The 21,941-nt window shown below is 42.2% G+C and carries 21 protein-coding genes and 1 pseudogene; 8 read left to right on the top strand and 14 right to left on the bottom strand.

The features are described 5' to 3' along the window. Positions 1-2: 2 nt before the first annotated feature. Both OCV39_RS06960 and hppD read right to left on the bottom strand, forming a co-directional pair. A complete protein-coding gene (locus tag OCV39_RS06960) occupies positions 3-1,127 on the bottom strand; it encodes a homogentisate 1,2-dioxygenase (protein ID WP_261889399.1) in 1,125 nt (374 codons plus the stop codon). Next, complete coding sequence (hppD, locus tag OCV39_RS06955; protein WP_017052276.1) at positions 1,120-2,193, bottom strand: 4-hydroxyphenylpyruvate dioxygenase; 1,074 nt, start codon at positions 2,191-2,193, stop codon at positions 1,120-1,122. The genes OCV39_RS06960 and hppD overlap by 8 nt, the downstream gene beginning before the upstream one ends. A gap of 586 nt (positions 2,194-2,779) precedes the next feature. On the opposite strand from hppD, the gene OCV39_RS06950 reads away from it, so the two are divergent. Further along, positions 2,780-3,889: a M20/M25/M40 family metallo-hydrolase gene (locus tag OCV39_RS06950; protein WP_113795681.1), complete on the top strand. Its 1,110-nt coding sequence runs from the start codon at positions 2,780-2,782 to the stop codon at positions 3,887-3,889. Between the two features lie 570 nt (positions 3,890-4,459). Further along, positions 4,460-6,235, top strand: a complete 1,776-nt coding sequence (locus OCV39_RS06945) for an EAL domain-containing protein (RefSeq protein WP_261889398.1) — start codon at positions 4,460-4,462, stop codon at positions 6,233-6,235. Between the two features lie 57 nt (positions 6,236-6,292). On the opposite strand, the gene OCV39_RS06940 is transcribed toward OCV39_RS06945, so the two are convergent. Then, the gene (locus OCV39_RS06940) at positions 6,293-6,715 is read right to left on the bottom strand and encodes a DUF3859 domain-containing protein (RefSeq protein WP_017052280.1); all 423 of its coding nucleotides are present in this window, start codon (positions 6,713-6,715) and stop codon (positions 6,293-6,295) included. A gap of 48 nt (positions 6,716-6,763) precedes the next feature. Further along, positions 6,764-7,189 (bottom strand): AAA family ATPase, encoded by a 426-nt coding sequence (locus OCV39_RS06935; RefSeq protein WP_261889397.1) that lies wholly within the window; start codon positions 7,187-7,189, stop codon positions 6,764-6,766. Positions 7,190-7,377: 188 nt separating this feature from the next. Between OCV39_RS06935 and metA the strand changes: the two genes are divergently transcribed. Further along, positions 7,378-8,319, top strand: coding sequence for a homoserine O-acetyltransferase MetA (metA, locus tag OCV39_RS06930; RefSeq protein WP_017052282.1), 942 nt, complete (start codon positions 7,378-7,380; stop codon positions 8,317-8,319). A 215-nt stretch (positions 8,320-8,534) separates the two neighbouring features. Continuing rightward, entirely contained in the window at positions 8,535-9,263 is a 729-nt protein-coding gene (gene pilW, locus OCV39_RS06925) for a type IV pilus biogenesis/stability protein PilW (RefSeq protein WP_261889396.1), read from the top strand. Between the two features lie 105 nt (positions 9,264-9,368). On the opposite strand, the gene OCV39_RS06920 is transcribed toward pilW, so the two are convergent. The 3 genes from OCV39_RS06920 to OCV39_RS06910 all read right to left on the bottom strand — a co-directional run bounded on the left by OCV39_RS06920 (position 9,369) and on the right by OCV39_RS06910 (position 11,562). Further along, positions 9,369-9,572, bottom strand: a complete 204-nt coding sequence (locus OCV39_RS06920; RefSeq protein ID WP_084654949.1) for a hypothetical protein — start codon at positions 9,570-9,572, stop codon at positions 9,369-9,371. A gap of 100 nt (positions 9,573-9,672) precedes the next feature. Beyond that, positions 9,673-11,043: a 23S rRNA (adenine(1618)-N(6))-methyltransferase RlmF gene (gene rlmF / locus OCV39_RS06915; RefSeq protein WP_261889395.1), complete on the bottom strand. Its 1,371-nt coding sequence runs from the start codon at positions 11,041-11,043 to the stop codon at positions 9,673-9,675. Between the two features lie 6 nt (positions 11,044-11,049). Next, positions 11,050-11,562: a YgjP-like metallopeptidase domain-containing protein gene (locus OCV39_RS06910; RefSeq protein ID WP_017052286.1), complete on the bottom strand. Its 513-nt coding sequence runs from the start codon at positions 11,560-11,562 to the stop codon at positions 11,050-11,052. A 134-nt stretch (positions 11,563-11,696) separates the two neighbouring features. Here OCV39_RS06910 and OCV39_RS06905 point away from each other — a divergent pair, with 134 nt between their 5' ends. Continuing rightward, the gene (locus OCV39_RS06905; RefSeq protein ID WP_017052287.1) at positions 11,697-11,924 is read left to right on the top strand and encodes a glutaredoxin family protein; all 228 of its coding nucleotides are present in this window, start codon (positions 11,697-11,699) and stop codon (positions 11,922-11,924) included. 30 nt (positions 11,925-11,954) lie between these two features. Here the strand turns inward: OCV39_RS06905 and OCV39_RS06900 are convergent, their stop codons facing one another. Beyond that, the gene (locus OCV39_RS06900) at positions 11,955-12,824 is read right to left on the bottom strand and encodes a LysR family transcriptional regulator (protein ID WP_261889394.1); all 870 of its coding nucleotides are present in this window, start codon (positions 12,822-12,824) and stop codon (positions 11,955-11,957) included. A 194-nt stretch (positions 12,825-13,018) separates the two neighbouring features. Here OCV39_RS06900 and OCV39_RS06895 point away from each other — a divergent pair, with 194 nt between their 5' ends. The 3 genes from OCV39_RS06895 (at position 13,019) to OCV39_RS06885 (ending at position 15,578) form a co-directional block, all read left to right on the top strand. Beyond that, a complete protein-coding gene (locus OCV39_RS06895) occupies positions 13,019-14,224 on the top strand; it encodes an MFS transporter (protein ID WP_261889393.1) in 1,206 nt (401 codons plus the stop codon). Between the two features lie 67 nt (positions 14,225-14,291). Next, entirely contained in the window at positions 14,292-14,861 is a 570-nt protein-coding gene (locus OCV39_RS06890) for a DUF1415 domain-containing protein (protein WP_017052290.1), read from the top strand. A 141-nt stretch (positions 14,862-15,002) separates the two neighbouring features. Next, on the top strand, positions 15,003-15,578 hold the full coding sequence (locus tag OCV39_RS06885) for a nucleoside triphosphate pyrophosphohydrolase family protein (protein ID WP_136994529.1): 576 nt from the start codon (positions 15,003-15,005) through the stop codon (positions 15,576-15,578). A gap of 83 nt (positions 15,579-15,661) precedes the next feature. Here OCV39_RS06885 and btuD read toward each other — a convergent pair whose 3' ends face one another. From btuD to cobU, 6 genes and pseudogenes are all read right to left on the bottom strand, one after another. Next, positions 15,662-16,429 (bottom strand): vitamin B12 ABC transporter ATP-binding protein BtuD, encoded by a 768-nt coding sequence (btuD, locus tag OCV39_RS06880; protein WP_261889392.1) that lies wholly within the window; start codon positions 16,427-16,429, stop codon positions 15,662-15,664. Continuing rightward, entirely contained in the window at positions 16,422-17,411 is a 990-nt protein-coding gene (btuC, locus tag OCV39_RS06875) for a vitamin B12 ABC transporter permease BtuC (RefSeq protein ID WP_261889391.1), read from the bottom strand. Before btuC ends, btuD begins: the two co-directional genes overlap by 8 nt. 79 nt (positions 17,412-17,490) lie before the next feature. Then, positions 17,491-18,519 carry a succinylglutamate desuccinylase gene (locus OCV39_RS06870; RefSeq protein ID WP_113795694.1) on the bottom strand — a complete coding sequence of 343 codons (1,029 nt, stop codon included), beginning with the start codon at positions 18,517-18,519 and terminating at the stop codon, positions 17,491-17,493. 222 nt (positions 18,520-18,741) lie between these two features. Then, positions 18,742-20,550: a M3 family oligoendopeptidase gene (locus tag OCV39_RS06865; RefSeq protein WP_261889390.1), complete on the bottom strand. Its 1,809-nt coding sequence runs from the start codon at positions 20,548-20,550 to the stop codon at positions 18,742-18,744. A 180-nt stretch (positions 20,551-20,730) separates the two neighbouring features. Beyond that, positions 20,731-21,294: pseudogene (locus OCV39_RS06860) on the bottom strand (histidine phosphatase family protein); the annotation flags it as partial. 24 nt (positions 21,295-21,318) lie between these two features. After that, the gene (gene cobU / locus OCV39_RS06855; RefSeq protein WP_261889389.1) at positions 21,319-21,858 is read right to left on the bottom strand and encodes a bifunctional adenosylcobinamide kinase/adenosylcobinamide-phosphate guanylyltransferase; all 540 of its coding nucleotides are present in this window, start codon (positions 21,856-21,858) and stop codon (positions 21,319-21,321) included. Between the last annotated feature and the right edge of the window lie 83 nt (positions 21,859-21,941).

The following is a 21,941-nucleotide window of genomic DNA, read 5'->3' as shown; positions in this document are numbered from 1 at the left end:
CATTAACGCCAGCTATAAACATACTGCTTGTTCTCTGCTTTTTTTGCTGCATCGCCAAATTCCAATGCTTGTCGAGTATCGATCATCACCGCGACTTCATCGGTAAACTTTTTCTTATGTTCTAATCCGGCTTTAAATGCTTTGGGGTGAGGCCCGTGGGTAAATCCTGCCGGGTGAAAGGTCACCATCCCCGCTTCGATGTTGTCTCGGCTAAAGAAATCACCCGCGTGATAAAACAGCACCTCATCATAATCGTCATTGTTGTGATAGAACGGAACTTTCAATGCTCCGGGATCGCTCTCAATGGGACGAGGCACAAAAGTGCAAACCACAAAATCTTTCCCAACAAAAGTGGTATGAGCGGAAGGTGGCAAATGATATCTGTGGGACATTAAAGGACGAATATCACGCCAATTCAGTTTGACTACCGCCAAATCACCGTGCCAGCCCACAGCATCAAGTGGGTTAAACGGATAGGTAATCACACTCTTTTTTTCATGGCGTTTTATATGAACTTTGGTCGTATTCTCTGAGTATTGAGCTTTGAATTGATCATTAATGGATGGCACTTCGAGAATAGCAGGGTCAAATACGGCATGATGACCAACCATCCCTTTCTCAGGTAGCGAATAGGAGCCATCGGTGCTTTCAATCATCAAGATGAATAGAGGCTCCTTCACTTCCAAGCGCCAAGAGGTCGAGCGAGGGATCAAAACATAATCCCCTTCAGAAATCTGAATATGTCCATAATCACAGAACATATCTGCCTTACCCGCATGAATAAACAGTAAGTCATCACCATCAGCATTTCGTACTAGGAAATCCATCGTGTTACTGATTTTCCAAGTTCGAATTTTACAGCTGCTATTATGCAGAATATGAGGAGCAGACCACGGACTCGCTTGTTCTGACTCGTCAATAAGGTTGCAGTCAAATGCACGTGGCCTTAACTCACCTTCCCATTCACTCCATCCCGTAGGAGCATGTTGATGATGGAAGTGTGCCGCAGGACCGAAGAAACCTCCGCGCCCCGCTTCCCTTTCGTAGATAGCCTCGCTTGGGAAGTCGGCATGTGCTTGCTTAGAGCACACTCCCTCCCGATGAGGAAATGTGATCCATTTATGCATTATCTAGTACTCCTCGACGAATTTGATCTTCTTCGATAGATTCAAACAGCGCCTTGAAGTTACCTTCACCAAATCCTTCATTGCCCTTGCGCTGAATGATCTCAAAAAATACGGGCCCAATGACGGTCTGAGTAAAGATCTGCAATAGGATGCCATCTTTCATCGGGGCACCATCAATCAGCACGCGCAAATCTTTAAGATCTTGAAGATTTTCATTATGACCCTCGACCCGTTCATTCACTTTGGCATAGTAAGTGTCTGGCGTCGGCATGAAATCCATCCCACGCTCACGTAACGTTCTGACGGTCTGGTAAATATCATCCGTTGACAATGCGATGTGTTGAATGCCTTCACCTTTATATTCACGTATAAACTCTTCGATTTGTGATTTATCATCTGAAGATTCATTAATTGGAATTCGAATTTTTCCACACGGAGCGGTCATCGCTCGGCTTACTAGCCCAGTGAGTTTGCCTTCAATGTCGAAATAACGGATCTCTCTGAAATTACCAATACGCTCATAAAATCCAGACCACACGTCCATATGCCCTTGCTTAACATTATGAGTTAAGTGATCGATATCAAGTAAACCGACCCCTTGAGTCTGTAAACGCAGTTCAGCATCGTCATAGAATTTGAAATCAACGTCATAAATGTTTTGGCTTCCGTAGCGATCAACAAAGTAGATCAAACTATCGCCAATGCCATAAATAGCAGGGATGCTTAGCTCCATTGGGCCAATTTCAGTTTTGTAAGGCCTGCCTCCATTTCCGACAGCATGCTGATACGCAGCGCCAGCATCAGAAACTCGAAAAGCCATGCCACAAACAGATGGCCCATGAATGGTAGAAAATGCTTCAGCTTGGCTATGCGGTTGAGCATTGACGATAAAGCTAATGTCACCCTGACGATATAACCACGCCTCTTTAGAACGATGCTTGGCTATTTCAGCAAAACCAAGAGATAAAAACAGTGCTTTAAGCTTGGCAATCCCTTCAGGATCCGCCGCAGTATATTCTACAAATTCAAAACCATCGGTACCTAGTGGGTTAAATGAAGTGGTCATGCTCTACTCCTTTAGAGAACTACGATTTCACTTAGGCGAACTAGTGCCTAAGAGAATGTTTAATTAACATATTATTAACCTTGAGGGAGTTTTAGCCATTTGAGAAGTCATTTGATTTAAATCAATGTTTGGTAATAGACGGGCGACAATGTAAATTTAATGTTACACAAAGACCAGTGATAGGATGAATCGTTTAAAACCGTCTATTTTCAGCCTGCTACCCCATATTTATCTGTCCATAGATGGCTACAATAGCGCTTCAACATGTAAATTAGATTCGCCATTTATGCCTCTTTTATTTCTAATCGTTACTCAGTTGTTCCGGCTTTAGCTCATGGTTGTCGCAAGTGAGTAAATGAATAGGCTTATTTTTCACAGCGCTGACTTTGTTTATCAAATTTGTTGCTCAGATCGCCGGTAACCGCTCCATTCTTTGATTTAAAACAGGCATAGGTAACAGAAATTAGAGCTATATTCGTTGCCTGTTCCCTGTTCCCAACTTGCTTCATTCATGGTTTTCACGCTGGCATCGTCTCTCTTTCAGCACTCTATGAATAAGTAAGTTATTAATAATGAGAGTTAACCAATGACTGATATCAATCAACAACGTCTAGTTGAGCACTTTTGCCAACTTGTGAAAATCGACAGTGAATCACGCAATGAAAAACAGATCGCTGAAACGTTAGCCGAGCAATTAAGCGCACTTGGGTTTGAAGTACATAAACTAGCAGTGCCTGAGGAAGTGTCTAATGGCTTTAATGTTTACGCTCGCCTTGAAGGTAAAATTGATGACAGCATCGTACTAAGCTGCCACATGGATACGGTAACTCCTGGTATTGGCATCGAACCTATTATTGAAGATGGCATTATTCGTTCTAAAGGCAACACTATTTTAGGTGGCGACGATAAATCTGGCATTGCAGCGATCATGGAAGCCGTTCGTTGTATTCAAGCAGATAACCTTGAGCACAAGACCATTGAAATTGCATTCACTGTGTTTGAAGAAGGTGGATTATTTGGCTCTAAAAACTTCGACATGTCTTACATTAAGTCAACCAATGCGATCGTTCTAGATACGGGCGGTCCAGTTGGTACTATTGTTAACTCTGCGCCAGGCCAACAAAAAATCGTAGCGAAAATCACAGGTCGCCCTGCGCATGCGGGTCTTGCTCCAGAAGAAGGTATCAGTGCGATTGCAGTTGCTGCTGATGCGATTACTCAAATGAAGCTTTTACGTGTCGACGAAGAGACAACAGCTAACATCGGTATCGTGGAAGGTGGACAAGCGACTAACATCGTGATGCCTGAATTACGTATTGTTGCGGAAGCACGTTCATTGAACGACGACAAACTAACAGCTCAAGTGGATCACATGATCAACACTTTCAAAGCCGCGGCCGACAAACATGGTGCTGAAGTAGAAATTGAATCAACACGTGCTTACAACGCATTTGTTATTGCTGATGATCACCCGCATATCCAAAACGTTAAAGCAGCGTTTGAGAAAAATGGATTAACGCCAATCACTAAAGGTACAGGTGGTGGTAGCGATGCAAATAACTTCAACGAGAAAGGTTTAACCACAGTCAATATTTCTACTGGTATGGCTAAAGTTCATACTACTGAAGAGCATATTGCCATCGATGACATGGTAAAAGCAGCAGAGTTTGTTAAAACATACCTAACAACTGCATAAAACTTTTAGTCAAATCAAAACAATATACAGCACATCTTTACAACCTAAGGTGTGCTGTCATTTAAATGTACATCGTTCTCTATAACCGTGTTAAACTGTCTTCGTAACGGTTAAGTGAGACAATTGATGACACAAGTATTTTTGCCACGACTAAGAGAAAATCAGTGCAAAATAATACCTGAAGTGCTTTTGCAGATGACGGTATTTATAGTTTTAATTGCAAGTTTCTACATTTCTATTTTCTTCACACTGATTGAAGAAAAAAGTCAGGTTCTCTCTTTCACATCTGCTTTCATCTTCGTGTTTCTTTTTACTAAAGGCGCTAAAGTTCTACCTGTAGTGATCCTCAGTTTATTTAGCTATTATCATTTTATATCAGGTAAAGGTTTAGTTCCGTCCTTAGAGTTTTCAATTTTATTTCCTTTAATTTCATATGCTTTTGCCACGTTATTTCAATATATCAAGTCGAAAATTGAGCCTTATAATTACACTCTCATTTTAACCAGTTACGTTATTGTTGTAGGGTTTCTTTACCCCGTAGTTAACAGTTCCTTATACTGGCTACAGAGCGTGAAGCAAACCTCTTTAATGCCAGCTCCGGATCTAATGTTACTGGCGATTATTGGTGGTAATCTCACTCATCTCATTTTAACACCACTACTCATCATAACGGTTAGTACGTTAACAAGAAAACGTACAGTTCCCTTTCTAGACATCGATAATGAAATGCTCAAGTCGAGGTTTAAAAGTAGCCATTACTGGTATTGGTTAGCAACCTGTTTGGCAGGCATGTTGACGATTCTGTTTATTAATAACAGCATCATCTTAAACACCGTATGTTTAATATCACTGTACTGTGTTGCTGTTGGCCTAGGACGATTTGGTCTCATTCGTCCATTCGCTATCGCCGCCACCGTGGTTGTGCTTGCTGTTCACAACTCTGTGCAACGATTTAACTTAAAAGTGATTGATACTTATCAGTTCTATGATCAACTTTTAGTTTTCGCGATTATTGCAGCCTTGATTTTCCTTCTGGCTGGGCATTCAATCCGAACGTATTTAACGACAAAATCCGCGATTGAACACGAGCGCCGAGATCCCTATACAGGCATCTATAACTTATCTCAGCTGAAAGAAGATCTAAATCAACATACTAAAGTGGTGCTTATTTATATCGATCTCGAAGCTACATTGTCAAAGACATTATGTTTGGGCCACAAAGGTAGAGCTCAGTTTTTAAAGAATTTAAGTGAACATTTAGGTGACAGAATAACCTTTATTTCTCGAAGCTATCTGCCCCCCTTTTCAAGCGGTCTATTATGTTATTTGCCAGTTAATGAAAGAGTTAATGTTCAAAATGAAATAGACGCGTTGTTGCTCTCTTTGAAACACTTTCAATTTATCAAAAGCGGTCACTCAATCGAATTAGTAAAACGTTCTTTGATTTGCACCGAAATATCAACCAATAACAATATTGAGTCTATTGTCTCATTACTATGTGAGCAATATACGAACAACCGAACAAAGGTACTCTGGCTTGATAGCTGTAAATCCAGTTCAACTCAAGTTGATAAACTGAGCTTTATTCAAGAAGCATTTAAAAATGACGACTTTGAGCTTTTCTGCCAGCCATACAAAAAGCTAGGGTCTAACAATAATCAAGAATATTTCGAAGTGCTTCTAAGGTTAAACTCAGCCCACCAGCGTCATATGATACCGGCCAGTTTTTTTCCTTTGATATTTAAGTTTGGCTTAGAAAAAGAGCTGGATAAGTGGGTGGTAGAGCACACCTTCAAATCGCTCAATGAATACGTTATCAACTGGTCTCAAATTGGTCGCTGCTCAATTAACCTGACCGCCACAAGTTTGAACTTTGTGGAACTGGCCGATCAAATTATTGATTATGCAAGAATTTATTCGGTTCCGTTGAATAAGATATGTTTTGAAATCACCGAATCTATGGCACTACATAACGAAGATATTGCGATACAAACAATAGAGAAGCTTAGAGAGGCGGGTTGTTGCATCGCTCTAGATGATTTTGGTACTGGTTACGCGAGTTTCGATTACCTGCGTAGGCTGCCACTTGATGTACTAAAAATAGATGGATCTTTCATCAAAAACATCACCACTAACCCTACCGACGTGAAACTGGTTCAGGCAATGAGCCAAGTAGCTTCGAGTATGAACCTAGTAACTGTGGCTGAGTTTGTTGAATCTGAGCAGCATACTCAGATTCTCGAACAGTTAGACATTGATTTTGCTCAAGGCTTTGGGATTTCAAAGCCCTTACCTCTTAAAACACATTTAGATCAAACTCAAACAGCCAATACACGTTGTGCGTAAAACCTTTTAAACCCTATAATTTATTAAACTCAATATTTTTTAAAACCTATAAGCCTTTTAAAAGCCTCTGCGCTTCCAAAATTGACCTTCATCTTTAGCGGTTAAATCGAACGTTTTATCCGCTACGACCTGACCTTTTAATTCAACGGTCATTCGCCACTTGCCAATTTTGTTTTCAATTGGGGCCCAGATAGTGTCGCCTAAGTAAAAATCCCAATCATTGTTACCAACATATTCCTCACCATCAAACGGTTCTAATACTTCACCTTTATCTGTCGTGATATCTGGATGATATATGCAGTAGCGAATCTTCTCACCCTTCGCTTTTTTAATGTTCAAGATGAAACCGAATTCGACATCAAGCTCAGCAGGTACTTGAGTCGTGAACTCTTGGATCTTCGGAAGATCTTTAGATTTTGAATCCCATGTTGAGTAGATCCCATAAGAGACCATATCGACGATTGAAGAACGTTTTGCCATGTTTATAATCACTATTTTAAAAGTTAAAGTCTTGGAATTCTGTACGTTTTACTCTTGCCACTGACGCTTCATTCTCGCAACCGTAGCGGCATCGACACCATGAATATTGTTATAGCTCTCTCTGCACACTATTATGCAAAGTTCTACTCGATGCTTCTTCGCAAGTCGCTGGTAAGCTTTCATTTCCCAGTGACAAACAAAAGTATTGGCGACAACCACACTCTCACCGGCTTTTAGCCATTCATCAGTCTGCTTTTGACACCATTCATGCGCTTGTTTCAGTTTTGATGCATTAAACTCATAGGTACCGGCATCATTAACGAAATACATATCGGCTTCGACATGTTTAGCTGGTAATGATTTTGCTAAAGTCGATTTACCTGAGCCCGGTAAGCCTCTAATCAAAGTTAAGGTTTGCACACATAATTCCCTATCAATTTCAGTATTATCAGCCGCGTTGTATTCTAATCGCATTATACCTTGGTACCACAGAATATAACCCTATTTTATAACACGTCATACACTGTTTGTTTTTGTGATCCCATCGACCGCTCTTCGAAAGTATTAAAATCAGATTAAGTTTGCATACGATGTCGACATCTCCCTCTAATTAAGTTAGGTTTAGATGTATAGACGTCCAAAAATAGCTTAGGGAGCAAGCTGTGCCAATACGAATCCCCGATCAATTACCCGCATCCGATGTGTTACGCCAAGAGAATATCTTCGTGATGCCTGAATCTCGAGCTTCTACTCAGGAAATTCGACCTCTGAAAGTGCTGATCCTTAATCTGATGCCTAAAAAGATTGAGACTGAAACCCAATTTCTTCGCTTACTTTCAAATAGTCCTTTGCAGGTTGATATTGAATTACTGCGCATCGATGATCGCCCAAGCAAAAACACACCAACAGAACATTTAGACAACTTCTACCGCCAATTTGAGATGGTTAAGAAGCGTAACTTTGATGGTTTGATCATTACAGGTGCGCCACTCGGGCTAGTCCAATTTGAAGATGTTATCTATTGGGAACACCTTGAAGATATTATGTCTTGGGCGAATAAACACGTCACTTCAACTCTGTTCGTCTGCTGGGCGGCTCAAGCGGGTCTCAAACTGCTCTATAACTTGCCAAAGCGAACACGCAAAGAGAAGTTATCTGGTGTTTATCACCATAAATTACACCAAGAGTTCCACCCAATTCTGCGCGGGTTTGATGATACTTTCCTTGCACCACACTCTCGTTATGCTGATTTTTCACCAGAATATTTAAGTGAGCATACCGATCTTGATATCCTCGCGAGTTCTGATGATGCTGGTGTCTATTTGGCAGCAACCAAAGATAAACGAAATGTGTTTGTTACCGGTCACCCTGAGTATGACGCTTTCACCTTGCATCATGAGTATGTCCGTGACTTAAGTGAAGGCATGGAGCCTGTGATTCCAATTAATTACTACCCTAACGACAATCCGGACAATAAGCCGAACGCAAGTTGGCGAAGTCACGGGCATTTACTGTTCTCAAATTGGCTAAATTACTGTGTTTACCAACAGACGCCATATGATCTTGATGCGTTTAGCGAAGCAAATTTCACTCATGATGAGTAATCATTAAGGACGAATTCCAATAAAAGAAAGCCGCGTTGTTCGCGGCTTTCTTTTATCTTATCCGGTTTACAGCCTTTTTATCTAGCTTCCAACCAATTTGACCTTTTCCATCTAACTTAAGATTGCTTACTGTCTCGCAATATCTTCACTCCTACCACTTAATAGGGACCAATTTGCATACTATATCTGCATAATTGTTTGGAGAGTGACTATTGATGAAAACCGTATCGTATAAAGTGAGCCTTTTAGCCACCACGGCTTTGCTTCTATCTGGCTGCGTGACTGTAACCGATGGAGAACCACAAACTACCTCAGATCCAATCGCAATGGCTGAGTCACGGATCTCGCTAGGTCTGGGATACTTAGAAAACAGAAACATGGTTAAAGCACGAGAGAATTTAGAGCTCGCCGTCAGACACTCACCAAATTATTATCGCTCCCACCTTTCAATGGCACATTACTATGAGGTGGTATCAGAATATGACAAAGCGCGTGCATCTTATGAAGTCGCACTTAGGCATGATTCACGAAATGGGAATGTCTTAAACAACTACGGAACTTTCTTATGCAAGCAGGGAGAGTTTGAACAAGCAGATCGCTACTTCAACAAAGCCATTCAACAGCCTTATTATTATCTCGTTTCAGCCAGTTACGAAAATGCGGGGTTCTGTGCTCTAAAAGCACAACACATTGAAAAGGCAACGGCGTATTTCCAACGCGCATTAGATCATGACCCCAACCGAGTAAGATCAACATTACAGCTCGCCAATTTAGAGGTAACCAATGATCAATATAATGACGCTCGCTTACGCCTGTTACGTTTCCACAAACGATATGGCTATCAAATAACCTCATTACAAATTCTGATTAGATTAGAGTCGCTAGCAGGAAACACAGTATTGGAGAATAAATACCGTGAGCAACTTACGAAAATGCAAGGATAAGCACATCGTCATAGGCTCATGTTGCGGAAAGGTATTGTTATGGAAGCTGTTATGGAAAACATAGTTATAGAAGCTATTGTTAAGAAAGACGTGCGATGGAAAGAACTACTTTCTGTCGCGTGTCCGTCTTCTCTCTCTACCCATACCACGTAAACGACGCACTTTTGTACGTCGTTTTATCTTCTGAGATTCACGGTAGATAATGCGAATAAATAGAATAAGCCCAATCAGCAACAAGACTGAAAATACGCTCATAAAACTTTCGCATAACCAGTCTGGTTTACAAGGAAGGTAAATTTCAAATTCCATGAATCCTCCTAACCTATTTAGTGGCTAATTAATGGAATTATTCATTAATTAACTCACCTCTTAACCTGTTGACTCTCAGTGATGTCTTTGTGGTATTGATTTACTCTTGTTCTTCACCTAGCAACCAATCTTGTCGCTGCTGTTTGTCTAAAAATGTCCAAGCCACAAAACGGCTGACTTTTTGGCCTTGGCTCATCTCTACAAATTTAACTGATCGTGCCCCTACTTTTTCAAGTAGCACTCGCGTTTGATCAACATGTTCACCTTTCGACATCAAGGTAGTAAACCACAACACTTGATGTGCATAATCCGCACTCTCTTTGACCATCTTCGCGATGAACTCGGCTTCACCACCTGGACACCATAACTCATTGTTCTGGCCACCAAAGTTAAGTATAGGCGCTTTTGATGATGACGCTTTCAAATTAGCCGTCTCTTTGAACGGTTTTCCTTGAATGGCGCGTCCGCCACGTTTTACTTTATTGGCATTTAAGTTGTCAATTTTTCGCTGACTGCCTTGCTGCGCTTCTTCTTGAGACTTATGGAATGGTGGATTACATACCGTTATGTCATAGCGTTCTTTTTTCTTGATCACACCCTTAAAAATAGAATCAGAGTCATTTTGTAAGCGACACTGGATTCGGCCTTTCAAATGCGGGTTTGTGCTTGCGATGAAACTTGCCATCTTGATTGATAGCGGATCAACGTCACTTGCAACAAAGCGCCAACCATATTCACTGACACCAATAATTGGATAGATGCAGTTTGCACCCATACCGATATCAAGAGCGGTAACAGTTTTATGATTAAACTCAGCCCCATCCAACTCATCATTAATTAAGTCCGCAACGCGATGAATGTAATCCGCTCGCCCTGGAATGGGTGGACATAAGTAGCCTTCAGGAATATCCCAATGCTTCACGCCATAGTGATGAGCAAGCAACGACTTGTTCAGCATTTTGACCGCAACTGGGTTCGAGAAATCAATGCTCGATTCCCCCATCGGGTTCTTAATAATGTGCTCACTTAATTCAGGTAGTGCTTGAGCAAGGGCAACGAAGTCATAACGACCTTTATGCTGGTTACGGACATGTAAGCCATCTTTACCCTTTAATTTAGGTGCTGAACGCTTGCCGCCGTTTTTGCCGTGGGGTTTATTACCGCCGGCTTTATTGCGGTTTGGTTTATTGCTGCCCGGTTTATTACTGCTAGGCTTGTTGCGAAAATCTGATTTTTTAAAATTCGGGTTCTTCGTGTTCGGTCTCTTTGCCTGTGAGTTCGACGCTTTTGATTGATTAGAACCCGTTTTGCTAGACTCACTTTTATCTGTCATTGAAGGTTGAGCTGACGCTTTTTGTGAGCGACGGTTCTTTGAATTCGACTTTTGTGACACCGTCACCCCATCACTACTCTTATTAAGAGATAACGTTTTTTTCGGCTCGGTTGTAGACGTTTGTTTTGATTGAGTCATATTTTACTACTGCTTATTTTGTTCATTTTTCAGATCAACGTAGATCATAAAAAGACGAGCATCAAGTTCTAGCTGATGATAGTCAGGGGTCATGTGGCAACACAGTTTGTAGAAAGCTTTGTCATGCTCTTTCTCTTTAATATGAGCAAGTTCATGAATCACCAACATTCTTAACAGTGGCTCAGGAGCGGTTTTAAAGACACTCGCAATTCTAATTTCATTCTTTGATTTTATTTTGCCGCCATGCACTTTTGCTACATAGGTATGAAGCCCTAACGCATTATTAATCAGGTGGATCTTGCTATCATAAATCACCTTACTGATGGGTGAGGTTTTCTTCATGTAACGATTCTTAATATCCATCGCGTATTCAAATAACGCTTTCTCACTTTTAATGGTGTGATTTTCTGGATATCGCTGTTCAAACCAAGGAATAAGCTTCTCGGTTTGTATTAGCTGTTCCACTTGAGTGACGATATTTTTTGGATAACCGTTTATATAGCGTAATGAGGGATGCATAACTAATCTTGTAACTTCGCATGGCTGTATCGATATTGACGCGCAGTGTACCCTATCCGCCTTTTCTATTCACCTCAGATTCGTTACACTCGCAGCCCATAATTTATATCGCCGGATTTAAGAAGGTTATTTCCATGAAACGTATTGTTCTTTATGTTGCCGATAAGTGCCCACATTGCAAAGATGCTCAACGCTATTTGGACTCCAAAGGCATTAAATACCGCCTGACTAATGCAAAAATGCAGCGCGGACGCAAAGAACTACAAGCGATGGGTGCTCGTTCAATTCCTGTGCTAAAAATTGGCGATCAAGTCATGGTTGGTTGGAATCAGAAGAACTTTGACAAGATGTATAACGCCTAAGCTTTGATCCAGAGAAAGCAGTATGTGGAGCTACACATACTGCTTTACGAAATTAATAAAAGTTCGGTCCGCATTCGACAAATATCCCTCTTTTCGCCAAGCTATCGCTAAATCCAAGTGCACCGGTTCTTCAAATGGAATCGCTACCACGTCTGGTTCATTCTCTGTCACAATTTCTAGCAAAGCAGTTATCGCAAATTCTCGCCTTACGATATTCAAAATCATTGGCAACAGGTTCGTTTCAAATGAAAACTTCGGCGTAAAGCCAAACTCGTCGCACAGCTTGTCTATGAATTCACGGTGAAAATAGGTTGTTTTAAACATCACTAACTCTTGATCAAAGAACTGCTGATAAGAGATAGAAGCCTGTTTTGCGAACGGATGTTGTACCCCGACCACTGCGACCATTTGTGAACTCAAAAGCGGATCAACATCCAACTCATCAGGCACATCTTCGTTAAGGATAACGCCAATGTCGAGATCGCCATCCACCAGCATTTGCCGTATTGCTTGAGTGCCTGCATTGATGACGGTCATTTTAAGGTTTGGATAGAGGTTTTTAAACGCCATCACAACTTCAGGCAAAAAATATGAGCCGACCATGCTAGGAGCGCCAAGCCTGACCTCTCCTTTTTCAAGCCCTTTCAACTCCGCCATTGCTAATACCGCATCATCAATTTGTTGAACAATACGCTTTGCGTGTTCAAGAAGAACGTTCCCTTCATGGGTTAGCGTCACTTTTCTATCATTGCGCCTAAATAGCTCAAGTGCGAGCTGCTGTTCAAACTTTTTGATTGAAATGGAAAGTGCAGGTTGAGCAATATGCAGAGACTCCGCTGCACGTGTAAAGTTCTGATGCTCTACAACGGCAAGAAAGTGTTTAAGCTGTCGAGAATCCATTATGTCCTTTCCATATAAAAAATATATCAACTAAATAAATTTAATATATTTCATTAATTCACAAACCACTGATAACTTGATCACATTGGCTATCATTTAAATTTTCCGTGTAGTGTCACCTTAGTCACTGCACACCTAAGCAAGTCCGTAATAGCCCGCTAATTCACTACAGATACGATATTTAAGGAATCATCATGATCGAGTTAGGCAGTAAGCAGTATTTCAAAGTCACCGCCGGACTTGCGCTTGGTTCATTTATTGTGTTTTGTAACCTTTATCTTTTTCAACCAATGCTGCCTTACATGGCCGATCACTTTGGCGTTACAGAAACTCAAGTCAACTGGTTATTCGCATCTACAACACTTGTACTCGCCGTCAGTTTAGTCCCGTGGGCAATAAGCTCTGAAGCATTTGGTAGACGACGTATTTTGCTTATTGGTCTGTTTTCAATTCCGATGATTGGCGCGCTGATGTTGATAGGTGACAGCTTGCTGTTCTTAATTGCAGCACGAGCACTGATGGGACTTGTGCTTGCGGCTTTCGCTTCTGTCGCCGTCGCCTACATGGTAGAAGAACTCTCTCCCACGGCTTTTACTCAAGCCATCGGGGGATACATTGCGGCAAATTCCCTTGGTGGAATTACAGGCCGAATTTTAGGTGGTGTGCTAACCGACTCCTTTAGCTGGCAATGGGCGCTAGGTGTTATCGCTGTTTTTAGCTTGTTTGGGGCTATCGCGGTCTATTTCTTACTACCGAAACAGAAAAATTTCACACCTCAGCGAGGGATGTTTTTCCATCATAATCGCGCGCTCATTACTCACATTCGCAACAAAACCATCTGGTTAGCCATGCTCATCGGTGGCGTGAATTTCGCCCTATTCGTTAATCTATATTCGGTCATGGGTTTTCGTCTGGTATCCGAACCGCATAACTTGCCTATTAGCCTCGCGTCTCTGATTTTCCTCTGTTATTTAGCCGGAACTTTCAGCTCAAAGCTAAGTGGACGTTGGAGCCGTCAATACAACCCAATCACTGGCATGTCTATCGGTGCAGTCATTAGCATGCTAGGAATGTGGATAGCCGTAATCGATGAGCTTCCCTTTATGCTTTTAGGGCTAATGCTCATCAGTTTTGGCGCATTTTTCACCCATACTCTCGCTTATGGTTGGGTGAGTCAGCAAGCCACAACCGCGAAAGCGACGGCAACTGCGATGTATCTCGGGCACTACTATATTGGAGGAAGCTTAGGTGGATTCATGTTGCTCTATTGCTGGCAAGTAGCAAGTTGGGGCGGTGTTATCACCGGAGGAATGATCCTGTATGCGCTCGTTTTCTTTCTTTGCTTTAAATTGCAGTCTCGTCAGACTGACCTTTCCTCTTTCTCGAATGCAAAAACATAAACTGGTTAAGCATCTGCGTGGTATTCTTGTCGGTAATAATCAAAAATAATATCAATGGAATCACGCAATGCCTTCCCAAAGCTCAACACCTTCGACACAACAAGTCCACGACCAAGTTAAGCAGTGGTTAGATGACGTCGTAATCGGCCTTAATCTCTGCCCTTTTGCCGCTAAACCACAGCGTAATAAACAGATCAAGATTTTTGTTAGCGAAGCAGAAACCGAAGAGACGCTGCTAGAAGATATTCTTCAACAATTCATGATCCTTGAATCTAAAACGGCAAAAGAGTTAGAAACAACGTTGGTTGTCGTTCCCAACATGCTGCAAGATTTCTTCGATTACAATATGTTCATCGACTGGATTGAAGCGTTGATAAAACAGCAAGAGTGGGATGGCACTTTCCAACTTGCGACTTTCCACCCAGACTACTGCTTTGGTGGCGCGGATCCTGAAGATGATGAGAACCTGACCAACCGTTCTCCTTATCCTGTGTTTCATTTGATTCGTGAAGAGAGCATGGAAAAAGTGCTGAAACACTACCCAAATCCAGAAGCGATCCCAGATACAAACATCGCCCGTGTTGAGTCACTCACAGCGGAAGAGCGTCGTAAACTCTTCCCATACTTGTTCTCGTAATATCGATACAGTCTAAGCTGTTCATACAATAACAGTGTTCATCGCCCGATTTTAGAAAGCAGTTTCAGAGTGCAGTTCTAGGGTGCAGCTTGCTTCCCTCTTTGGTAGAATCGGCGGCTGAACTAATAAATGGACACTGTCATGCATCTTTCTCAACTTACCTCAGATATCTTTCAACACCTTTACCGCGATATCGAAGAATTTCGTAGCACGTTTGACCTTCCAGTTGCTGACCCAGCAAGTTTAGACAGCAAAGCTGACACATTGCATACATCACTTGCTATTGAAGAGTTAACAGAACTAGCGGAAGCAGATTGTAAAACAGAACAAGCGGATGCCATTGTTGATAGTGTATATGTACTAATGGGTCGTTTGGTTCATCTAGGCAATGACAAAATTGAAGATAATATTGCGATCAGTTACCTAATTGATTTATTACTCAATGTTGCAAAAAATCGCGCGATTGAATTTGTAGCGTGCTGGGACGAAGTGCATTCAAGCAATATGAGTAAAGTTTGTCGTAACGAAACCGAATATCAAGAGACGGAAGCTTTTTACGCACAACAAGGTATCAAGCTAATGGCCGTACAAAAAGGCGACTACATCATTGCTAAGTGTGCTGAAGATTTTGTTTCTGAAGGCAAAACGATTCGTCAGGGTAAAGTTTTAAAATCGGTATATTACCGCCCGGCTGATTTAGCGCCTCTAACAAAATAATCTTCCATTTGAGTCATGATCGTAGAGCGGAAATAAGACCCCTATCTTTGTCTCATAATGAAATGTCTCTAAGCAGTTGCACTTTATCCAAAAATTAAGTGCGGCTGCTTTTCTACTTCTATACGCTTAACTTCTGTCTTAAACACCGCACTGAGTTTTTCAGCTTGCAGTACTTCGTCTGTACTCCCGAAACTTTCCATTACCCCTTTATCAAGCAGCAAGACTTTATGCGCATGACGCAACGTACGATTGAGATCGTGATTAGCCATCACCACGCTGATACCTAGTGCTGTGATTTTATTGATGAGTTGATAGAGCAACGCCTCTTGACCAATATCTAAAGGCGCCGCAGGTTCATCAAGAATCATCAGTTTTGCATATGGGTTGAGTGTCGGCCAAACCTGTAGGCACATCGCCGCTAGCCTAACACGCTGCCATTCCCCACCTGAAAGTTGCTGTATTGAGCGATGCAGCTTATCTTGGATTTGAAGCAATTCGCACAATTCATCGAGAACCATATTTACCCGTTGCCAATCCCCCTTAACACAATTTGGAACTGACAAAGACAAGAATTGAAAGACTTCAAGACTGAATGAAGGACGTGCAGACTGGCTCAGATAAGCACGATGTAACGCAAGATCGGCAAGACTCATCTTACTGACTTCATGTTCATCAATGAAAACTTGCCCTTTCACGGTAGAAGATGTGCCAACTATGCCCGACATCGCTTCCAAAAGTGTGCTTTTGCCGCTCCCATTAGTCCCGATAACATGCACAATTTCACCTTTATCAAATTGAAATGATAAGGGTAATAACCGAGAACCAACACTGACGTTTTGTACTCTAATCATGGTTTTTCACTAGCATCCAGATAAAAATCGGCGCTCCAATGGTTGTCGTCATTACGCCAAGTGGTAATTCGGCAGAATTCAAAAGTGTTCTCGCCAAAATATCGGAAAAGACAAGTAGCGCTGCGCCAGTAATGGCAGATAGCGGTAACAGATAGCGATTTTCTGTTCCAAACGCTAAGCGCAAAAGGTGCGGTACAACTAAGCCAACAAAGCTGATTACCCCACCCAGAGCAACAGAGCATCCAACCAAAATGGAAACCGCCAAAATCAGTCGCCACCTTAACGAAGCGACATTCACCCCAAGTTGCGCTGCATGGGTTTCGCCGATCATCAATTTATCGAGTTTGCTGCCCTGCAAGCATAGCCAAACCATCACTGGCAACATGACCATCGACAAGGAGTGATGATACCAACTAACGCCACCTAAACTGCCCATAAGCCAATACATCAACAGTCGAAGGCTTAGGTCATCACTAAAATAGAATGCCCATGTCACCATCGCGCCAGAAAGAATGCCTAAAGCAACGCCCACGAGTAGCAAGCGTGCTGTGGTGAGCTTCATCGCTCTCGCCATACTGACCAGTATTAATGTGAAACAGAGAGAGCCCAAGATCGCAGCGACCATGAATATTTCAGGCGTTGGGGCGAAGGGTAAGAAGAACAGCACAATCACCATTGCCAAACTCGCACCACCAGAGATTCCTAATACTCCGGGTTCAGCAAGTACGTTTCCTAGTAGTACTTGTAAACTGGCACCAGAAACTGCAAGTGCAGAACCGATAGCAATAGCGGCAAGTAATCGTGGTAATCGAAGATCGACCAATAATTTATGTTCTAACGGTGAGATATCACCAAAAGGGGAAATAAACAGATCACCAACCATGAGGTACGCGCAACTAAAGGCAACGAGTAGAAGACTCATGAAACCAATATAGCGTTTCCATCGGATCTGTTTTTGAAGAATAAGTTGTTGAAAATCCATATCACAATACTTTGCGTAAACAGGCTTAACTGTACCGTTAAGCCCTTAGAATAGAAAGTATTGTGACGGGAAAAATAGTTTAATCGTAGACCAATTGATCGTTTTCGTAGCGCGTTTCCACTTCACAAACCATCAATGCTGCTCGTTGGCCAACGGAAACGTTACGGTTTGGAAAAACAACCGCTTCATTGTCATTCTTTGCCATTAGAGGCTTATCACCATCATGACCAAATACTTCACCATGCTTGAAGCAAGTAAAGTTCTCCACATCATCACTGAACATGAAATCAAAATCATCATGCAAACGGACGATGGTTCGACTGACACGATACGTTGTCGAACGTTTTGGTAGGTGCTCAGGCTCGGCAGTCGCAATTAAGTTACGCAGAGCCAAATCAAATGCAGTAAGTTTGTCTAAATCATTCTCGCCAATTCGAGCAACTCGACCAAGTTCCAACGTTAGCGCTTGGGCAGAGAAGTTTTCTGCACTGTACCAACTGAAAGTGCTCGAAGGTGAGTTCGACAATAAGACAGCTTCTATATGTGAGCTATCAATGAACTCAAACAGCTCTCTGCCACGCACTTTATGGCGAACTTTTGGACTTACGGCAAATGAATAGTGTTTTGACAAACGGATCGCGCAATGTAGATCAAGATGCCAACGAGATGTCACTTCCGTTCCAGCATAGAACTGCGTGACGATCTGTTTTAGTTGATCGGCAATTGCCAACTCTAGCGTAGGTTCACGAGGTTTATCATCAAACAATCGGTTTAAGTTTTCATCAATAAACCGCGTATGTGCATTGGTTGCTTGAGGATGAGCAATAATAAATAGACACCTAGCATTCAGGGTCTGAAATCCTGTCTCAACATCTTCTATTAACTTATCAACTAATTCCATTGGTGACGTTTCATCGCCATGGATACCACAGGAAATGATTATATTTTTGCTGCTTGTACTTAAATCGGCAGGGATCACTTCAAGAACACCACGTTGGTGTAAAATCAGCTGAGCACCAGAATCGAGCATACACTGCTTTGCAGGCATATCTTGGTCTAAGTCTAAGCTGTCAAAAAGAAATGATTGGCGAAAGAGGGACTTCGTCATGCGTTACTCCTTTATTGCACAGCGGTATGTTAATGAATTGTACGTGCGATTTATGTAGGTGAGATCGCACTTATTGATAACCATTCGTTCATTCACCGTAAATAATATTGCTCTTCGCTTTGGGCGTACAAATATTAATCAATTAATTATATCAATACAGAGTCATAATAATTTTATGACTCTGTCTGTTTACCCGTTTTAATACGCTATATTAAAACACTGTCACTTATTTTTCGACTTCTTATCAAGCAAGAGCTCAAATTCATTGATTTTTTCTGCAACCATATCAATGCTTTGTTGCCAGAATGTTGTTTGTGTGAGATCCATTCCTAAATGTTTCTCGACAGCCTCTTCCGCCATCATGCTGCCCGTGTCACGCAATAACGCTAAATAATCATGGTAGAAGTCGTCGCCTTTATCTTCACGCTGTCCATAAACACCTTTACTAAATAAGTAACCGAATAAATACGGGTAGTTATAAAAACTGGTGGTTGAGATGCTGAAGTGTAATTTGCTCGCCCAGAAATAGGTATCCGCTTCTGACATCGCATCGCCATACCACTCTTTCCAACAGGTCTCCATCAACTCACACAGTTGTTCTGCGGTAAGCTCACCATGCTGGCGTTGTTCGTAGAAGGCTTTTTCAAATTCGAAACGAACAGGGATATTAACCATCAGTGCAAGTGACGTTGAAAGCTCTTCCCACAACATCTCTAACTTTTCATCATCGGTTTGTGCTTGTTGCAGCAGTGAATCACGAACAATATTTTCAGCGAATATAGAGGCAGTTTCCGCCAGCGTCATTGGGTAACGGGTTTGGCACAATGGCATATCGCGCATGACCCAGTTGTGGAACGCGTGTCCGAGTTCGTGCGCTAAAGTCATCAAATCTGAACGACTCCCACTCCAAGTCATAAAGACAAGTGGGCTACGAGTCGCCGATAATTTTGTGCAGTAAGCACCTAAGCGTTTGTTTGCCGCTGGGGCCGCCTCAATCCAACCGTTTTCAACCATCATCTCAACAAAGCTCGCCATCTCTGGATCGACACTTTCAAATGCCTCTTTGATCACCTCAATCGCTTCATCAAATGGGTATACCTTTGCTTGCTTCTCACCCAGTGGCGGCATTGCGGCTAAATGGTTCCAAGGTTTCATTTCATCTAAACCATGGACTTTTGCCATTAGTTTTCCGGCTTTCTGACCAATATGGCGATTGTTTTTTGCCGTACTCATTAGAGCATCTAAGGTTTCAGGCGTAATGCGGCTGCCATGAAGACTCGGTTCAAGGAAATGTATATCGCGATCTTTCGACCGCTTTTGATATTCAGTATGTCGCCACCCTGATAAAGCATTCAAAATGGATGCGAATGTCTCTTGATGGGTTTTCATACCCGCTTGAATCGCTCGCCATGCTGGTTCTTGTTTATCGAAATCGCTGCCATACAGAATACTCGCGGCTTGCGAAAAGCCCATCGCTTCATCATCGGCTTCTGCTGATTTGAGCGTCACTTGCAAAGAGCCCGTTAAGTTGTTGTATAACCGACCCCAAGCATCTCGCCCATCCACTTTCATTGCTGATAATAACTGCTCTTCAGCAATACTTAATTTTGTATCCGCTTGCTTCCTCAAACATTCGATCTGAAACGCCTGTCCTGATACATCAGCACTTGGGTGGTTAAGTACCGATTCAATAAAGTCTTGGCTAGCGTGAGTCAAAACGTTTTCATATGGGCTGAATGCTTGGTCCATATCCGAGTTTAATTTAGCCACTCGTCCCATCAGGTTTTTGGCCTTTACGTGCTTAGCATCGACAGAGGCAAAACAAGTGGCGAAGGTATTGATCGTCGCAAGTAATGTTCCAGCGGCTTCCGTGGTTTGAATGGCATTTTGCATCGCAATGACGGTTTCACGCTTTTCAGTATGTAGATGAAGTAGCTCAATACATTGTTGAACCAATTCGATATCTTGCTCAATTTTTGTATCGTCTAAGCCTTTGTAGGCAATACTGAGATCCCAGCTAGGTGCTGTCATGTTCTATCCTTTATCTGTTGTTGGCCAAGCGTTTGATCCTATGCAGTTCACACGGACCCAGTATTGACCTTCTTTTATCTGATTATCTTTTGCCTGATTATCATTTTCCAGGCTGTATTCTTCAAAATCGGTTGTCTCACTAGCTGCTGGATTCGTATCTGCTTTATTTGATTCATCCATCGCTAGATATGAGACTTGTATATGGGTAATCGAAGCGTTGGCGATGGCTAAAGTTGAATATAGCTTGGCGTTTTGCCAGTCTAGTTCCAGCAAATGCGCCAAAAGCATTCTGATCACCCCACCATGAGTAATCACAAGTAAATGGTCATCATTGCGTTGCAGTATCTGTTCCCATCCTTGAATGGTTCGGTGATGAAAGTCATTAAGCGTTTCAGCGTTCGGCAGTTGATGATTTGCTGGATCTTGCCAAAAGCTCTCAAGAACGGCCCACTGCGAGGAGAGTTGATTAAACGCAACCCCATCGACATCACCAAATGACATCTCCTGAATCTGTGGCATTAGCTCCACTTGGCAGCCTAAACTAGGAGCAATTTTTTCCGCTAATTTGGCACAGCGTTGCAGAGGTGAACTAATGACGTGGCCGAATTGAATCTGACTTTCGATAATAGCTTTAGCGATATTCTGTTGCGTCAATTCAGACACAGCAACATCCGTTTGACCATTCAGTGCTGCGTCACCGACAGTTTGCCCGTGGCGCAATAAATAGATGTTTTTGCATTTCATTTCAGGCTTCATCACTGACACTCTCTAGGCCGATTTCAATGTTAGCGGCAATCCAGCGGCGACCAAAGTAACATTGCTGCATACCTTGGCTAAGGCTTGGTTCATCCAACCTGCATGATCGACAAAAACGCGAGACACTTCTCCTAGTGGTACCACCCCGAGCCCAACTTCATTGGATACGAAATACAAAGATGCAGGGCTATTTTCCACCACTTGTACCAACTGCTGCACTCGTCGCTGAATTCGATCTGAATCCAATTCCGAGCCTAATTCAAAAATAACGTTATTGAGCCACAATGTTAAGCAGTCGACTAACACCGTGTCTTCAGATGTAAAAGTGGCTAGCAATTCAGGTAATGCGACAGGACACTCATGCTCGCACCACTCCTCGCCCCTAGTTTTCTGATGGTGTGCGATACGATCTTTCATCTCATCATCAAAAGCGATGGCGGTTGCAACGTAATAAAGCGTTTTTGATTCTACAGTCGCCTCTTGCTTTGCTTTCGATTCTGAAAAGCTCGATTTACCTGAACGTGCGCCACCTAGAATTAAATGCTTTTCCACTCGATTTCTCTTATTCAATGACTGTTATCCAATAATTCATATCTACTGGTTCATGTCTAACGATTCTTTTAACGACTCTATCC

Origin of the sequence: Vibrio cortegadensis (genome assembly GCF_024347395.1) — a bacterium.
GTDB classification, from domain to species: domain Bacteria; phylum Pseudomonadota; class Gammaproteobacteria; order Enterobacterales; family Vibrionaceae; genus Vibrio; species Vibrio cortegadensis.
The sequence above is the reverse complement of the archived record's forward strand: the minus strand, read 5'-3'. Positions and strand labels throughout refer to the sequence as shown.

Bases quoted from the DNA above. Each gene is read 5' to 3' on its own strand.
- OCV39_RS06890 (WP_017052290.1), top strand. From the start codon at position 14,292: ATGCCTTCCCAAAGCTCAACACCTTCGACACAACAAGTCCACGACCAA.
- pilW (WP_261889396.1), top strand. From the start codon at position 8,535: ATGAAAACCGTATCGTATAAAGTGAGCCTTTTAGCCACCACGGCTTTG.
- OCV39_RS06910 (WP_017052286.1), bottom strand. From the start codon at position 11,562: ATGCATCCCTCATTACGCTATATAAACGGTTATCCAAAAAATATCGTC.
- btuD (WP_261889392.1), bottom strand. From the start codon at position 16,429: ATGATTAGAGTACAAAACGTCAGTGTTGGTTCTCGGTTATTACCCTTA.
- OCV39_RS06920 (WP_084654949.1), bottom strand. From the start codon at position 9,572: ATGGAATTTGAAATTTACCTTCCTTGTAAACCAGACTGGTTATGCGAA.
- OCV39_RS06905 (WP_017052287.1), top strand. From the start codon at position 11,697: ATGAAACGTATTGTTCTTTATGTTGCCGATAAGTGCCCACATTGCAAA.
- OCV39_RS06935 (WP_261889397.1), bottom strand. From the start codon at position 7,189: ATGCGATTAGAATACAACGCGGCTGATAATACTGAAATTGATAGGGAA.
- OCV39_RS06940 (WP_017052280.1), bottom strand. From the start codon at position 6,715: ATGGCAAAACGTTCTTCAATCGTCGATATGGTCTCTTATGGGATCTAC.
- btuC (WP_261889391.1), bottom strand. From the start codon at position 17,411: ATGGATTTTCAACAACTTATTCTTCAAAAACAGATCCGATGGAAACGC.
- OCV39_RS06950 (WP_113795681.1), top strand. From the start codon at position 2,780: ATGACTGATATCAATCAACAACGTCTAGTTGAGCACTTTTGCCAACTT.
- OCV39_RS06900 (WP_261889394.1), bottom strand. From the start codon at position 12,824: ATGGATTCTCGACAGCTTAAACACTTTCTTGCCGTTGTAGAGCATCAG.
- OCV39_RS06960 (WP_261889399.1), bottom strand. From the start codon at position 1,127: ATGCATAAATGGATCACATTTCCTCATCGGGAGGGAGTGTGCTCTAAG.
- rlmF (WP_261889395.1), bottom strand. From the start codon at position 11,043: ATGACTCAATCAAAACAAACGTCTACAACCGAGCCGAAAAAAACGTTA.
- OCV39_RS06885 (WP_136994529.1), top strand. From the start codon at position 15,003: ATGCATCTTTCTCAACTTACCTCAGATATCTTTCAACACCTTTACCGC.
- OCV39_RS06870 (WP_113795694.1), bottom strand. From the start codon at position 18,519: ATGACGAAGTCCCTCTTTCGCCAATCATTTCTTTTTGACAGCTTAGAC.
- OCV39_RS06865 (WP_261889390.1), bottom strand. From the start codon at position 20,550: ATGACAGCACCTAGCTGGGATCTCAGTATTGCCTACAAAGGCTTAGAC.
- hppD (WP_017052276.1), bottom strand. From the start codon at position 2,193: ATGACCACTTCATTTAACCCACTAGGTACCGATGGTTTTGAATTTGTA.
- OCV39_RS06895 (WP_261889393.1), top strand. From the start codon at position 13,019: ATGATCGAGTTAGGCAGTAAGCAGTATTTCAAAGTCACCGCCGGACTT.